The organism is Terrimonas ginsenosidimutans (genome assembly GCF_022012415.1).
GTDB lineage: Bacteria > Bacteroidota > Bacteroidia > Chitinophagales > Chitinophagaceae > Terrimonas_A > Terrimonas_A ginsenosidimutans.
The window spans coordinates 284847-300458 of sequence record NZ_JAKLTR010000008.1 but is presented as its reverse complement, the minus strand read 5'-3'; the positions used below and the strand labels follow the sequence as shown (position 1 = coordinate 300458).

The 15612-nt window shown below is 46.7% G+C and carries 7 protein-coding genes; 6 read left to right on the top strand and 1 reads right to left on the bottom strand.

Going from position 1 to position 15612, the window contains the following annotated elements; all coding sequences use genetic code 11:
* Window positions 1–9: 9 nt before the first annotated feature.
* Complete coding sequence (locus LZZ85_RS14335) at window positions 10–3183, bottom strand: SusC/RagA family TonB-linked outer membrane protein (RefSeq protein WP_237873259.1); 3174 nt, start codon at window positions 3181–3183, stop codon at window positions 10–12.
* 291 nt (window positions 3184–3474) lie between these two features.
* On the opposite strand from LZZ85_RS14335, the gene LZZ85_RS14330 reads away from it, so the two are divergent.
* The 6 genes from LZZ85_RS14330 (at window position 3475) to LZZ85_RS14305 (ending at window position 15525) form a co-directional block, all read left to right on the top strand.
* The gene (locus LZZ85_RS14330) at window positions 3475–5589 is read left to right on the top strand and encodes a GH92 family glycosyl hydrolase (RefSeq protein ID WP_237873248.1); all 2115 of its coding nucleotides are present in this window, start codon (window positions 3475–3477) and stop codon (window positions 5587–5589) included.
* Window positions 5590–5610: 21 nt separating this feature from the next.
* A complete protein-coding gene (locus LZZ85_RS14325) occupies window positions 5611–6654 on the top strand; it encodes a glycoside hydrolase family 5 protein (protein ID WP_237873233.1) in 1044 nt (347 codons plus the stop codon).
* 37 nt (window positions 6655–6691) lie between these two features.
* The gene (locus LZZ85_RS14320; protein WP_237873231.1) at window positions 6692–7900 is read left to right on the top strand and encodes a glycoside hydrolase family 88 protein; all 1209 of its coding nucleotides are present in this window, start codon (window positions 6692–6694) and stop codon (window positions 7898–7900) included.
* Complete coding sequence (locus tag LZZ85_RS14315) at window positions 7890–11855, top strand: two-component regulator propeller domain-containing protein (protein WP_237873223.1); 3966 nt, start codon at window positions 7890–7892, stop codon at window positions 11853–11855. The genes LZZ85_RS14320 and LZZ85_RS14315 overlap by 11 nt, the downstream gene beginning before the upstream one ends.
* Window positions 11856–12202: 347 nt before the next feature.
* Window positions 12203–12553 carry a hypothetical protein gene (locus LZZ85_RS14310; RefSeq protein ID WP_237873214.1) on the top strand — a complete coding sequence of 117 codons (351 nt, stop codon included), beginning with the start codon at window positions 12203–12205 and terminating at the stop codon, window positions 12551–12553.
* Between the two features lie 278 nt (window positions 12554–12831).
* Window positions 12832–15525: a DUF8696 domain-containing protein gene (locus LZZ85_RS14305; RefSeq protein ID WP_237873200.1), complete on the top strand. Its 2694-nt coding sequence runs from the start codon at window positions 12832–12834 to the stop codon at window positions 15523–15525.
* The last annotated feature ends 87 nt before the right edge of the window (window positions 15526–15612 follow it).

Genomic DNA, 15612 nt, shown 5'->3' with positions numbered 1-15612 from the left:
AATCGTTAATTAAAAGCCCAGGTTCAGGCCGAATGAATATGATTTAACAAATGGATAAACATCGTTGACGTTGCCTTCTTTTTCCGGGTCAAGGCCACGGAACGAACTGATCGTTGCGAGGTTTTCTGCAGATAGGAATAGGCGGCAATTCTTAAGATGTATCCTGTTCAGTATTCCTGTTGGCAATGAATAGCCGACCTGCACATTCTTAACACGCAGGTAGCTCATATCATCCAGCCAGAAGGTTGTTTCCGCACGGTTATTTGCACTGCCGTTGAGGCGAGGCCAAAGTCCGTTGCGGTTATCGAGAGCCCATGGATTTGTCCAGTGGTCTTCTGTTGCTGCATAACGCTGTGTCGTAAAGTTCAGGTTGTTGTAAACATTAAGCCAATAGTCTTTCCTGCCGGTTGCGCCCTGTAATAAAACAGACAGGTCAAAGTTTTTATAGGAGAAATTACTATTGAGTGAAAAGTTGGTATTGGGCATATCGCGGTTCGTTGTTGTTGCTCTTCTGTCATTGTCATCGATACGTCCGTCACCATTCAGATCCCTGCGCAGCAGGTCTCCCGGGGAAGCGCCTTGTGGTGTTGCGCGGTATACATCATCCCAGGTTTGCGCGATGCCGAGATCTTCGTATCCATATACAAAATGATAAGGCATGTTCAGGAATGTATAACCCTTTCCGAGAAATTCATTCCATTTTTCAAGAGTAGTTGCATTGTAAGATGCATTCAATGTAATGCCGTAGCGGAATTCTCCGAGACGTTCCGACCATGTAAAGGATCCTTCAATACCACGGTTTCTCAGGTTGCCGATATTGCGGCGTGGTGCATTGTATGCGCCGGATAAAAGGATGGAAAGATCTCCGGGCCTGTTCATGCCTGTTGTTAACCGGTCATAATAGTCAACGGTAACCTGCAAACGATTATTGAGAAAAGAAAGATCGAGGCCTGTGTTGAATACGCGTGTAGTTTCCCAGGTCAGGTCGCGGTTGACCATCTGGCTGTATACAAATCCACGGGTGATATTGTTAGCCATCATGTAATTCAGCAGTGTTAATGTTTCCCGCTGCTGATATGCGCTAACGCCGCTGTTATTACCCAGTGTTCCGTAAGACATCCGAAGTTTACCACTGTTAACGATGCGTCCTGCAAATGACTGGAAAAAGTTTTCTTCGGAGAAACGCCAGCCTGCTGATACCGAAGGGAAGAAGCCGTATTGACTGCCCTGTAAGAATTTTGAAGAACCATCATAACGGAAGGTGGCTTCAAAAAGATATTTCTGAAAACCGGTGTAATTGATCCGTCCGATCACGGAGCGTAAACCTTCGGCGACGGAATTACCTCCGGTTGACTGAATGGCGGTCAATGCGCCATCGATCTCATCAATAGTTGGATAGATCCTGTCGTTACGCGAAGCGCGCAGTACGCGGTCATTCCAGTACTCTTCGCTATATACGCCAGTGAGCGCAATGTCGTGATCATGTGCGATCGTCGTGGTATAGGTCAGTTGCCCTGTGGCCATTGTTTTGTAGCCTGTGTTGTTCTGGTTGATAGCAGGTGCGTTCGGTTGAATGAATACGCGTGGGCCAAGGGTATTGGTCTGGAAGTTGAAGGATGGAGTAGGGATGTCTGCCTGTTTTTGGAACTGGTTATAATAATTGATCGCATAAGCAACTCTTGCTGTCAGTCCTTTTACCGGCGTCCAGTCCCAATAGATATTACCATTACCTTCCTGGCGTGAGCGGCGTTTGAGTGCGTTCACATAGAACACGTAAGGATTCAGTGCGGTAGGGTCTTCACCATAAGCCATCACACCGCCGTAGTATCCGGTAGCGGGATCATAAGGAAGGATACCGGCAATGGCATACTGGTAATCGCCGCCGCCTGCGCCATCACCTCCGGTAAATCCATTCTCATAAGTATACAGGAAGTTGGAGGTATTGCCGGTGAGCTTTACGCCTACGTTCATGTTTCGGTTAAGTTTGTAATCGTAGTTCACGCGTGCGTTATACTGGCCGTATTCGTTATTCATCTGGATCCCGCGTTCCCCCAGTTTACCAATCGAGATATAGAAGTTTGATTGTTCATTTCCTCCGGAAGCGGAAAAATTATACCGCTCAAAATGTCCGTCCTGTGTGGTTACATCCAGCCAGTCTGTGTTTGGGTATTTCAGCGGATCGATCATTCCGAGGGCCATCCATTGATCGATCGTGCCGTTCTTGAACAAAAAGCCCGACGGTAATGTGTTCACAGCGGCAAGACGCTGTTCGAGTGTAAGTGAGCGGGGATAGTCTGCAAGGAAGTTGAATCCTTTCACTGGTTTTTGCACACCATTTGTCATCGTAAAACTGAATTGAGGTGTGCGTCCTTTACCGGATTTGGTGGTAATAAGGAGTACGCCGTTCGCTGCACGTGATCCATAAACAGCGGAGGAAGCAGCATCTTTTAATACTGAAATGGTAGCGATATCATTCATGTCAATGCGGTTCAGGTCCACATCAGGCATTCCATCGACAACGATGAGGGGAGATGCGTTATTCACCGTACCCATCCCGCGGATCAGCAGGTTGGCGCGGTTATTACCAGCCATGCCGGATGATTGTGGTGCTGACAAGCCGGGAACAAGTCCCGATAACGCCGAAGAAACGTTGGGTGCAGCACGGCTAACAAGCTCTTTTGTTGCATTCACCTGCGATACAGCGCCGGTCAGGTTTACTTTCCGTTGTGTGCCGTAGCCCACTACCACTACATCGCCTAGCTGCTTCATGTCCTGTTCAAGCGTGACGGTCATAGTGCTGTTGTCTGCGGGAACAGCGATCTCCTGCGGGATATAGCCTACAATAGTAAATACGAGCGTGTCCGTGGCCTGGGCATTGTCCAGCCTGAATGAGCCGTCAGTGCCGGTAACAGTGGCGGTGCCGGATCCCTTGATGGTCACGGATACGCCTGCAACCGGAGCACCTTTTGTATCGATTACTTTTCCCCTGATCTCAGGAACGCCTGGAGAGGGGTGATCGTCGTGAACGGATGGGTGATGCAATGCTGGCGGATCAAAAGGCGGAGCGACCGGGCCGGTCAGGTTACCGTTTTCATGACCCTGGGCCTGTGCAGATAAACATAAGCAAGCGATCGCTGTAGCCAAACCGATCCTACCCATTTTGCGAGTAGTAGTTCTGTGCATATCGAGGTTATTAGATGACTTTGTAATGGATATGGCTCAGAACGGGAATACCGTTCGCATCTGTCCGCAAAAATTGAAGGGGAGATGGCAAGCCATAATCGTTTTGCCAAATGTATACTGCGGTGGGGGTAGTAGGCTGTCAATCCCTGATCAATTACTGCAAGAATATTGTAAATCACTGCTTTTGTAATATTCTGGTATCAATTGAGCGGATATTTGCATCCGTTTTTTGTTTTTTCTGCTTTCTTTATGATGACGATGCAAGTAACTCCTTCACGCCATTTTCTCATCATGAAGATTTTTTTACCAGTCCTTTCCAGCTTCTTATTTATTGTGTCAATGTTGCGGTCAACTGATCTGCCCGCGCAGGAAAGCCCGGCGGACCAGGTCAACCTGTTCATGGGGGTTCGGGGCAACAGCAATGGCGTGATCGGCCCGCAACTTCCCCACGGATCTGTTAACCCCTCGCCTCAAACGCCGAACGGCAAGCATGGCGGATATATAGAAGGCCAGCCGATCAGAGGTTTTGGGCAATTGCATGTTTCCGGAACGGGCTGGGGAAGATATGGCCAGATCCTGCTTTCTCCGCAGACCGGCAGTTTTACATCTGCTGAAGACGGGCATGACTCACCCAAATCAGCGGAAATAGCCACTCCATATTATTACAGTGTTTTCCTGGACCGGTATAACGTAAAAACTGAACTGGCTCCAACACATCACTGTGCGGTGTATCGGTTCGGGTTTCCCGGCAAAAAACCGCAATCCATCCTCCTGGATGTGGCGCATAATATTCCGAGGGACATTGCACCGGAAGTAAAAGGTAAATTTCTTGGAGGTGCTATCAGCTTTGATCGTGGGAAGAACGTCATAAAAGGATGGGGCGAATATGCCGGTGGGTTTGGCAGTTCACTGCCCTACAAAGTTTTTTTCTCCATTCGCCTGCAAAATCAACTTGCGGATGTTCGCATTACAAATAATGGGAGCCAGTCATTATTTGCAGAGATCATTTTGCCGGAGAATGCATCTACGGTCCAGCTTCAGGTTGGTATTTCGCTTAAAAGTGTCGCCAGTGCAAATGACTACATAAGGAAAGAGATCGGAAACTCCAGTCTTGAGGAGATAAAAGCAACCGCGAAGAAGACCTGGGATCAAACACTTTCTGCGATCGCCGTAAAAGGCGGTTCCGAAAAAGAACAGCAGCAATTTTACACCGCGTTATACCACAGTTTTGTGATGCCGCGTGACCGCACCGGAGATAACCCGCACTGGAATTCTTCTGAACCTCATATCGATGATCATTATTGTGTATGGGATACCTGGCGCACAAAATATCCGCTGATGATCCTGCTCCGGGAAAGTTTTGTTGCAAATACGATCAATTCCTTTATCGACCGCTTCACGCATAATGGTGTTTGCAATCCCACTTTTACCAGTTCGCTTGATTGGGATCAGAAGCAGGGAGGAGATGATGTTGATAATATCATCGCCGATGCGATCGTGAAAGGGGTTAAAGGTTTTGACAGGAAGAAAGCCTATGAGCTGATGTTATGGAATGCGGATCATGCACGTCACCCGGATTATCTACGTTATGGCTGGCTGCCGGAAACTGGCGGCAAGATGAGTTGCAGTTATGAGATGGAGTATGCGTACAATGACTTTTGCGCTTCACAGGTAGCAAAAGAAATGAATGATCTGCAAAATGCAGATCGCCTTGGAAAGCGTTCGCAAAACTGGGAGAAGCTTTTTGATACAGCATCGGAGAGTAAAGGATTCAAAGGATTTATTACACCGCGGCGTTCTTCCCTTGAATGGCTGCATATCGACCCTGCAAAGCATTATGGTTCCTGGGTTGAATATTTTTATGAAGGTAATTCATGGGTATATTCTCTTTTTACACCGCATGCATTTGATCGCCTGATCGAAGTTTGCGGTGGAAAAGAGCAAATGATCAGGCGACTCCGCTATGGTTTCGACAACCGGTTGATCGATCTCAGCAATGAACCTGGTTTTCTTACTCCGTTCATCTTCTCGCATTGTGAACGGCCTGATCTTACGGCGAAGTATGTCCGTGCGCTGCGAAGCAAAAGTTTTTCGCTGGAAAAAGGTTATCCGGATAATGAAGATGGAGGTGCGATGGGGTCATGGTATGTGTTTACCTCGATCGGCCTGTTCCCCAATGCCGGCCAGGATTTTTATTATCTCTTACCGCCAGCGTTCGATCATGTTAGCATGAGAATGGAAAACGGCCGGTTGATCACTATTGAGTCGGTTCGTTCCGCACCATCAGATGCGGTGATCGATACTGTTTTACTGAATGGAAAATCATTGAGCGGAACAGTTATTCATCACAAAGACCTGGTCAATGGTGCATCTATTGTAATTAAATTAAAAAGTGCGGCTGAATAAGTGCGCCTAAAAATGATCAACATGAAAAGCCTGTATACAATTTTTATTTCGCTTGTTTGTTTTGGTGGCGCAGCCTTCGGGCAAATGGCTGCTACTCCGGGTATGCCGTTTGGGGTGAATCTTGCAGGTGCTGAATTTGGAAAAGCTTCAACGGGTGTATATGGAAAGAATTATGTGTATCCTTCTGCTGCGGATCTTGACTATTTTGCCTCAAAAGGGTTAAAGCTGGTTCGTCTTCCATTCAAATGGGAACGGATGCAACCTTCATTGAATGGAGACTTGAACAAGGAAGAGCTTGCGAGGCTGATCAATGTGATCAGCGAAGCCGGGAAGCGTGATATGCTGGTGATTCCTGATCTGCATAACTATGGGCGCCGCGGTGTTGATACGCAATACCTGGTCATCGGTCAGGATCCGCTTAAGATAGAACATCTCTCTAACCTTTGGGGGAAGCTGGCGAAAGCGCTTCATGGTATGAAGGGTTTGTATGGCTATGGCCTGATGAATGAACCCCATGATATGTTGCCAACAGTTCCCTGGGCAAAAATGGCGCAGGCCTGCATACAGGAGATCCGTTTACAGGATACTGCTACGCCGATCTATATTGGTGGTAATAGCTGGAGCTCGGCGGAACGCTGGGTGGAAGAAAGCGATGACCTGAAGAATCTGTATGATCCTTCTCATAAACTGATCTTCGAAGCGCATGTGTATTTTGACGCAGATGCTTCCGGGATCTACAGGAACAGCTATGAGGTGGAGAAGGCTAACCCGTTCACCGGGGTTGCCCGTGTATCTCCCTTTATAAAATGGTTAGCGAAAAACAATCTGAAAGGTTTTATCGGAGAATTTGGTATTCCGGGTGATGATCCGCGCTGGCTTGTTTGCATGGATCATTTCCTCTCTTACCTGCAGCAAAATGGCGTGCATGCTGCCTATTGGGCCGCTGGCCCTATCTGGGTGAATTATAAATTGTCGGCCCAGCCCAAAGAAAATTATAAGACGGATGCTCCGCAAATGAAAATACTGCAACGCTATTTGTATGCTTTACCTAATTCATACGAGTAGTGTTCTGTTTTCCCAATTGAAAAGAATAAATGATCATATGACAAAGAAATTCAGTTACCTGGTACTGTGTGTGCTGGGGGGAATGGCCATTTCGTTCATCAGGCCGGCCCGTTCGTTTAATGTAAACAAGCAATTATCGTATACGGATCGCCAGGTGAAGCGGACACTGGCCAAACTTGGTGATACCTGCCTGATGCCGCGAAGTATGAATGCGGATCAAACGAGCTGGCACAAGGTGAACAAGCATGACTGGACGAGTGGATTCTGGCCGGGCATTCTCTGGTACGACTATGAATACACAAAGGATGAAAAGATCAGGCAGCAGGCGGTCAGGTATACTGATTGTCTCGAGTCTCTTTCTGATCCAAAAACGGGTGGTGATCATGATCTTGGCTTCCAGCTTTTCTGCAGTTATGGAAATGCGTACCGGCTCACCGGTGATGAACGTTATAAGAAGATCATCATCAGTGGAGCAGATAAACTGGCCAAATTGTATAACCCCAAAGTGGGAACCATCCTTTCCTGGCCGGTAATGGTAAAGAAAATGGGATGGCCGCACAATACGATCATCGATAATATGATGAATATTGAAATGTTGTTCTGGGCATCAAAGAATGGCGGTGATAAAAAACTATACGATATCGCTCTTGCGCATGCAAAGAAGACCATGCAATATCAATTCCGTGCTGACGGATCTTCTTATCATGTGGCGGTGTATGACACAGCAGACGGACGTTTTATTAAAGGAGTGACCAACCAGGGATATGGAGATCATACGATGTGGGCTAGGGGGCAGGCATGGGGCATTTATGGCTTCACGATGTCCTATCGCGAAACAAAGGATACCAGCTTTCTTCGTTTTGCTGAAAAGATCAGCGATATATTTTTACTGCGATTGCCTTCAGATAAGATCCCTTACTGGGATTTTGATGCGCCGAAAATCCCAGCTGAACCAAGAGACGCATCCGCTGCGGCTATCGCGGCTTCTGCTTTGCTGGAACTATCCACACTGGAAGATAAGCCTGTGCTGCGTCAAAAATACTGGGCAGCAGCAACCGCTTTGCTTGAGTCATTGTCAACGGATGCTTACCAGGCCGGCAAGGATAAACCGGCATTCCTGAAACACTGTACAGGTAACCTGCCCAGCGGCTACGAGATCGATGCGTCAATCAATTATGGGGATTATTACTATATTGAGGCATTGACCCGGTATAAAAAATATAAGAAACCTGCCAATGAGAATTAGCGGACTCCTGCTGCTAACCCTTTTCTTCTTTATGGAAAGCCGGGCCAATTTTTTCCGGAATTACCAGATAGAAGATGGACTGTCGCATAACAGCGTCTGGTCTGTCATGCAGGATCGTAAGGGGTTCATGTGGTTCGGAACGGCTGATGGGCTCAACCGGTTTGACGGGAAATCGTTCAAGGTATTTCGTAAAAAACAGGGCGACTCCACCTCTATCGGCAGCAATTTCATTCATCATGTAAAAGAAGATGGGCAGGGAAGATTACTGATCGGCACAAAACAGGGTCTTTATCTTTTTGACGCGAATAGTGAACGTTTCAGACGGATAGTGCTTGATGAGGATAATACCAGTATCAGTTATATTCATGAAGATCCGGATGGGAATATCTGGCTTGCCTGTTATGGACACGGGTTATATCAGCTCGACAGGAGCCTGAAAGTAAAAAAACATTATCAGCAAAAGGGACGTGGACAGGATATCCCGGTGAATTTTATCTGGACCATGGTACAGGACCATAATGGCATCATCTGGCTGGGTTCGGATGGCGCCGGACTCATTCGTTTAGATCCTGCCGCGGATAAATTTGTTTCATTTGCAAAAGATAAAAAAGCGGGAATAGCTGACCCGACCATCTTCAGCCTGTATTGCGATGCAGATAATAATCTTTGGATAGGAAGCGCGCGAAGCGGTCTTTATCGCTACAATGCAAGGTTTGATAAGGCGACGTGTTATCCTGATAACGATCGCGGACAGGTACTTAATATTAAAGCGATCACGGCATACGATGACCGGTCGCTGATCATGGGGTCTGATAAGGGACTGCTCGTGTTTGATCGCGATCAGGCGAGCTTTCATTCCATTAACAATGATAACGCATTTGATAACTTAACGGATAAAGCTGTTTTCTCTATCGTGAAAGACAGGGAGAATGCATTTTGGATCGGTACTTATTTTGGGGGAGTGAATTATTATTCTCCTTATATAAACCGGTTTGCTTATTATCCCAGTATACAAAAGAACAGTTCGAGAAAAAATATTATCAGCAGTTTCGCGGATAACGGAAAAAACCAGCTATGGGTAGGTACGCATGATGCCGGTATGGCGTTATTTGACCTGTCAACCGGCGCATTTCGCGAAACATCTTCCGGGGTTACTTATCATGATATACAGAAGTTGTTGCTCGACCGTGATCAGCTATATGTGAGTTTGAACAATAACGGTATCCAGCGCCTGGATCTGCGGACCAATCAGGTTCAGCGATTCCGGCAGCAGCATACTGATTCGGCATCGCTTTCCGGCAAGTTCGTTGTGACCTTATTCAAGTCGTCCGCAGGGTTGATCTTTTTAGGCCTGTCAGATGGTGTCAGTACCCTGGACCCTGTTACAGGTATCATACGTCCGATCCCTCAAACAGACGGCATGTCCGTCAAAGATCTTGTGGAAGATTTTAACGGAACGATCTGGTTGGCCACTCATAAACATGGCCTGCTTAGGTATGATGCAGTGAATGGATTAAGCCGCGTTCAACAGCAAGCCAGGGATACAGATTCTTTGTTGACCAATAATGTTAACTGCCTGTTCCATGACAGCCAAAATCATTTATGGGTGGGAACCGAAGGGGATGGTTTGAAAATGCTGAATCTTCGCACGAGCCAGTTTGAACTGAGTTTTACGGAAAAAACAGGTTTGCCTTCGAATATCATTTATTCCATTATCAATGATGTGGATGGAAATATCTGGGTTAGTACAAGCCGTGGACTTGCACGGATAGATGTGGCGAAAAAAACTATCCGCACTTTTGGTTATATGGAAGCGGCGCAAAAGATCAGGTATAATCCAAACTGTGCGATACGTGTTGCGGACAACCGTCTTTTGTTTGGAGGAGCAAATGGGTTCACGCTGTTCAATCCCCGGGAATTGGTGGATCAGCTGACAAAACCTGCCCTGGTATTGACAGGATTTCAATTGTTCAATAAGGAAATGGTTCCCGGAGCAAAGGCATCACCACTGGACGTTAGTATTAATAATATTAAGAAGATCTCGCTGAAGTATGATCAGAACAGTTTTACGTTCGATTTTATTGCGCTCAGCTATATTTCTCCTGAGCATAACCGGTACGAGTACAAACTGGAGGGATTTGATAAAGAGTGGAATGCAGTAGGTAACCAGAGTAAGGCGGTATACATGAACATTCCCGCGGGTAACTATGTGTTCAAGGTCCGGGCATACAATAGTGATGGTTTATGGAATGATCTCAGCACGGAACTGGTGGTGGATGTTGCCAGGCCATTCTGGCTTTCCAATCTGATGATCGCCTTGTACGCAGTTTCGGCGGTTCTGGCTGTTTACTTTTTTGTGAGATGGTACCATGGACGGTCTGAAAGAAGGAATAAAGAGAAGTTGTATTTGTATAAAGTGTCGAAGGAAAAGGAGATCTATGAGTCCAAGATCAATTTCTTTACCAATATTGCCCATGAGATCCGTACGCCCCTGTCATTGATCGTGGCTCCGCTTGGAACGGTGATATCAGCCAATGAAGGGGGAGCAGAAACGCAGAGCAATCTTCGTATTATTGAACGCAATACAAACAGGTTGTTAAGCCTGGTAAATCAATTGCTTGATTTCAGGAAGATCGAAGAGGATATGTTCCCGTTCAGCAAACGGCAGCATAATGTGATAGAAATTCTCAAGCGTGTGATCGATCAGTATCATGAAACGGCGAAGCAGCATAAAATATTGATCAGACTGGATCTGACACGCGCAGATCTTATATGGGCAGTGGATGCTGAAGCACTTTATAAGATCGTTAGCAACCTGCTGTCAAATGCATTGAAGCATGCGAGAAACGAGATCCTGGTGGATGTTGGTGTTTTCAATGATGAACTCAAGATCGCTGTCCGGGATGATGGAAAGGGGATTGATCCTCAGTTCCACGAAAGGTTGTTTGATCCGTTCTTCCAGATCGAGCAGGGAGAGAACCCGGTGAAAACCGGTTCTGGTCTCGGGTTGTCATTGTCCCAGCTGCTTGCAAGAAAACACGGAGGGAAAATTGATGTTAGTTCTCCCGGAAAAGGTGGGGCCATTTTTATTGTTAGTATTCCCAAAGCGGACGTTATAAACGTAGCTGATCCGGGGGAAGAAGCATTCCGTGCGCAGGAAAGCCCGTCATCCGGAAGATCTGATTCGAAACCTCATATTCTGATCGTAGAAGATAATCCTGAGTTGCGCAGCTTTATCTCCACTCAACTGGCAGAGTTATTCTATGTACTGGAGTCTGAGAACGGTCGCGAAGCAATGGACCTGTTAGAACGAGAGACAGTGGATCTGATCATTTCGGATATCCTGATGCCGGAAATGAATGGTCTTGAATTCTGCAATGCGGTTAAATCAAATCCGGCATTCTCTCATATTCCATTGATATTGCTCTCTGCCAAAACGGATACGCCGACCAAAGTGCAGGGATTGCGGAAGGGAGCCGATGTGTATATTGACAAACCGTTTTCAATGGAACAATTGCTGGCCCAGATCAACAGCATTATTGAGAACCGTAACCGGGTAAGAAGTAGTCTTCAGCAATCGCCGTTGCAATATTTTAAACAGCAGCCCAGGGAGAATGTAAATGCAGCATTTGTTGAAAAGTTGAACGGGACGATCCTTGAGCATGTTGATGATATTAATTTTACTATCGATAGTTTGTCGGAGCAGTTTGCCATGAGCCGTTCTAATTTTCACAAGAAGATCAAGCAGGTGACAGGGATCACTCCGAATGATTACATCAAGCTGATCCGGCTTAACTATAGTGCGCAACTTTTATCCACGGGAAAGTACAAAGTGAATGAAGTTTGCTATATGGCAGGATTTAACACGCCGTCCTATTTTTCGAAATGTTTTTTTGAACAGTTTGGAAAACTACCAAAGGATTTTATCCAGCGGGTAAATGATGTGGAGGGCTGATGCTGTTGCGTGCATGTTATAGAGGTTCCCGCAGATCGGGCGGGTAGATCCGCCGGATCAGCGCTGCCAGCCCGGATGAATATTCCAGCTCAATATGTGATATCCATTAATGTAGATGTTAAATCTGCGAAATCACCCGGGGGCGGCGCAAACCCAACGGGATTGGCAAGCCGCGGTGAAGGGTTTTCCAGTTACTGAGTAAGCATTTCCCCGCTGGTTCTTCCTCATAGTAAAGATCACCACAATTATTCGACCGTATTACAAAAAAAAGCAGCCTAAAGCAGCTGGTTCATTTTTTGAATAAGTGTTTCATGAATTGATTGTTTTACTAAACGTATAACAGGGTTATGACGTACACTTATGTTGAACTGCAACGCGACCAATCATTTTTACATTCTTATGTACACGCAATGGTGGTGATTGATAATGGTCGCTCCTTTGAATTCATACACAATTTCCCGCCATGTGGTAAGGTTAGTATTGATTCAATGTTATCAGAATGGATCCATTCCACTTCAAATCACTCAGCAAATATGCTTGCTTTGTTCGTAAGGCAATGGAGAAACCGAAGGAGATGGCTTGTATTAAAGAACAGGCATTTCTTTGACTGCTTTATTTTGCCTTTGACAAATTTGCAGTACAAGGGCGTTGCAAGTGAACAACATTCCCGGGATGAATGGTGGATCGACAGATTCTGACGATGCAGCGCAGTCGTTCATCATGTCACCACGCATTTGAATATCCGGTTCAGGTATCAGTCATCAGTTGGGTATCGGTCTTTCATTTTGTCATGGTTACATGTTATATTTTTTTCATGCAGTGAGTCATGATGTCCGCAAGACTGTGTAAATATTGACCATTGTCAAAGTTTTCAGTGTATAGTTAAGTATTGGGATAATTGGCGGCGTTTTTGATGCCCCCTTTAGAGTATCGAATGGCTCTGAGTAACTGATAACTATCACACTGTTTTTTCTGCATGAAATTCCAACTAACCCTGCTTATTTTGTTCCTTACCGGAGCAAATATTAGCTTTGCACAACCGACAATTACCGATTTTACCCCAAAATCTGCAGCTCCCGGAATGGTGATCCGGATTACCGGTACGGGCCTTGGCACTGCTTCTTCCGTTCGCATAGGAGGCGTAAATGCATCCTTTACTATCAGCTCAGGTGAAATTCTGGCTACCACACCTGTGACAGTTTCGGGGGATGTGAGTGTTACTAATCCTGGTGGGACTGTAAACCGTTCAGGGTTTATCTATGTTCCCACTTCGTCGATCATCACCGATTTCGGTGGATACTGGAGAACGACGGCCGCGAGTCCGATCGGTACCCAGCCCGATAACAGTCATAACCTGCTTGCATTTACACACAATGGAGTGACTTACTCAACGGGTGTTAACAATAGTGTCCTCACGAATAACGGTATCTCATTCACTTCATCTGTTTTTAAAGCATTGCCTGTTGCCTCAATTTCAGGAACAGCAACGGGATCGGGGTCTACGTATCTGGCTCTTGCTTCACGGGTGGATGGTTCTGCCGCTACGGCTTATGTTGCCGGTGCCACGAAGTTTACTATCAAAGAATCGTTGATCGACGGAGCGAATGGTTTGGATCTTGGTACTGGTGTTACCAATCTGCCATCCACTGCAGTGATGACATTTCAGATTTATAATATTGATCCGACAAGAGCGACCGACGCAGAACCGGATCTGATCCTGACCCAGATCGCGTCTCCATCCAGTTCGAACGATGAATTTACTTTCCTGGATCAGGCAGGAAATCCTGTCGGAACTTCCTTTACGCAGGATATGACACTTCTTCCGCGTTTGGGGACGTATGTGCTCGATCTGTTTTCACTGGCTACCGGCATTCCATATAATGCCGGCCGGCCATATGGAGTGCCTGCAAACAGTACAAATACCACCAGGGATATCCGTGTAGTCAGCCTTAATCTTTCCAGCTTTGGGATCAATGCATCAAATGCGGGGAGTGTAAGAGCTCTCCGGATCACTCCGAGTGGCAATAGTGATTATGCATTCATTGCTTATAATGCGGCTTCTGTAAACCTCCCACCAAATGCTGCATTGAGCCCTGAGACATCTGTGAGCAGTATCTGTCCGGGTGGAACCGCAAGCCTTGAGATCATTGGCACGCCTGCCGCAGGTGGGACACTTTCCTATTCATGGGAAGAGTCGACCAATGGCGGCACTACATGGACGGCTGTTACCGATGGAGGTAATTACAGTGGAGCAACCACATCTCGTTTACGCATAGCGAATGCGACAGTTGCAAACCGGTACCGTGCTTCAGTATTTGAAACGGGTAACGGTAATGCGGGCATCAGTGGTGTATTTATCATCACAGCAGCAGCAGGAACAAGAGTAACCAGTCTTAGTATCGCGGGAGGTACGACGGTCTGTTCAAATAATAACGTGCAACTGACCTCAACGATCACTGGTGGTTCAGGCCTCGTGTATCAATGGCAAAGCGATGCTTCAGGATCATTCCAGGATGTGCCCGGTGCAAATACAGGGATCCTGGTGCCGCCAGTTAATCAAACAGGCACTGTCAATTACCGGCTGAACGTGTCACCCGGTTCCGGTTGCCCTGGAGATCTCTCCGGCTCGCAGGCAATTACCGTAACTGGAATTTCATCAACTACAGCGGCAGAGAGATGCCAGACTGGCTCTGTTACCCTGAATGCGACCGCTACTTCCGGAACGGTCTCCTGGTACTCCGCGGAGAGCGGCGGATCAGCACTAGCTACCAGTAACAGTTATACGATCCCATCACTTGCCAGCACGACGACATACTATGCGGCAGCACCAGGTTGTACGCAACGCGCGCCTGTTATTGCGACCGTTTACCCCGCAAGCGCCGCAGGCAGTGTAACAACCATTCCGGGTTCAGCGCCCAATACGACCGTACTGACACTGGCAAGCCATACAGGCCAGGTATTGAGATGGCAGTCATCAACCGATAATTTTACCAGCTCGATACAGAATATCGGAAGCACCCAGGCGCAGCTGGTAGTTACTAATCCCGTACAGGCAACAAGATACAGGGCTGTTGTTCAAAGCGGAACATGCGCATCGGTGAATTCATCCGCGTCTACCGCAGTGGTATTACCTATCCGGGCAAACAGTCTGAAACTTACATCAACCAGTAACGGCGCAGTGTTGCTCAACTGGGAAACCTATGATCAGGAAGGCGCTACAGCTTACGAAGTAGAAAGAGCAACAGATGGAAACAACTTCAGTAAGCTTGCATCCGTATCCCCTAACCCGACATTGAAATACCAATGGCAGGATGATAACCCCGGATCGGGCGCTCTCCTGTATCGTGTAAAGGAAGTTCGCCTCAATGGTGAAACATCTTACAGCAACACCGCGTTCATCAGGATCAGCAATCATGGTTTGCTTATATATCCAAACCCGGTAACAGACGGTAAGCTGAAGCTGCAGGTGAATGACTCGCCAACGGGTCGTTATACAATTCAACTGCACAATTCAACAGGGCAGGCAGTTTATAACGGAACGTTCAACTATCCGGGTGGAGTATTCCAGCATTCGGTTACGTTGCCAGGGAAATTGGTGACGGGTGTTTACCGGATGATCATTACAGATCCGGAAGGGAAGCGAACGAATGCTTCAGTGGTAATTCAATAAAGAAACAAGTTATACCAAAAAATCCCGCAATCAGCATTGCGGGATTTTTTTTGATCAAACGATATAAACCTTGAAAGCTTCTGTCAT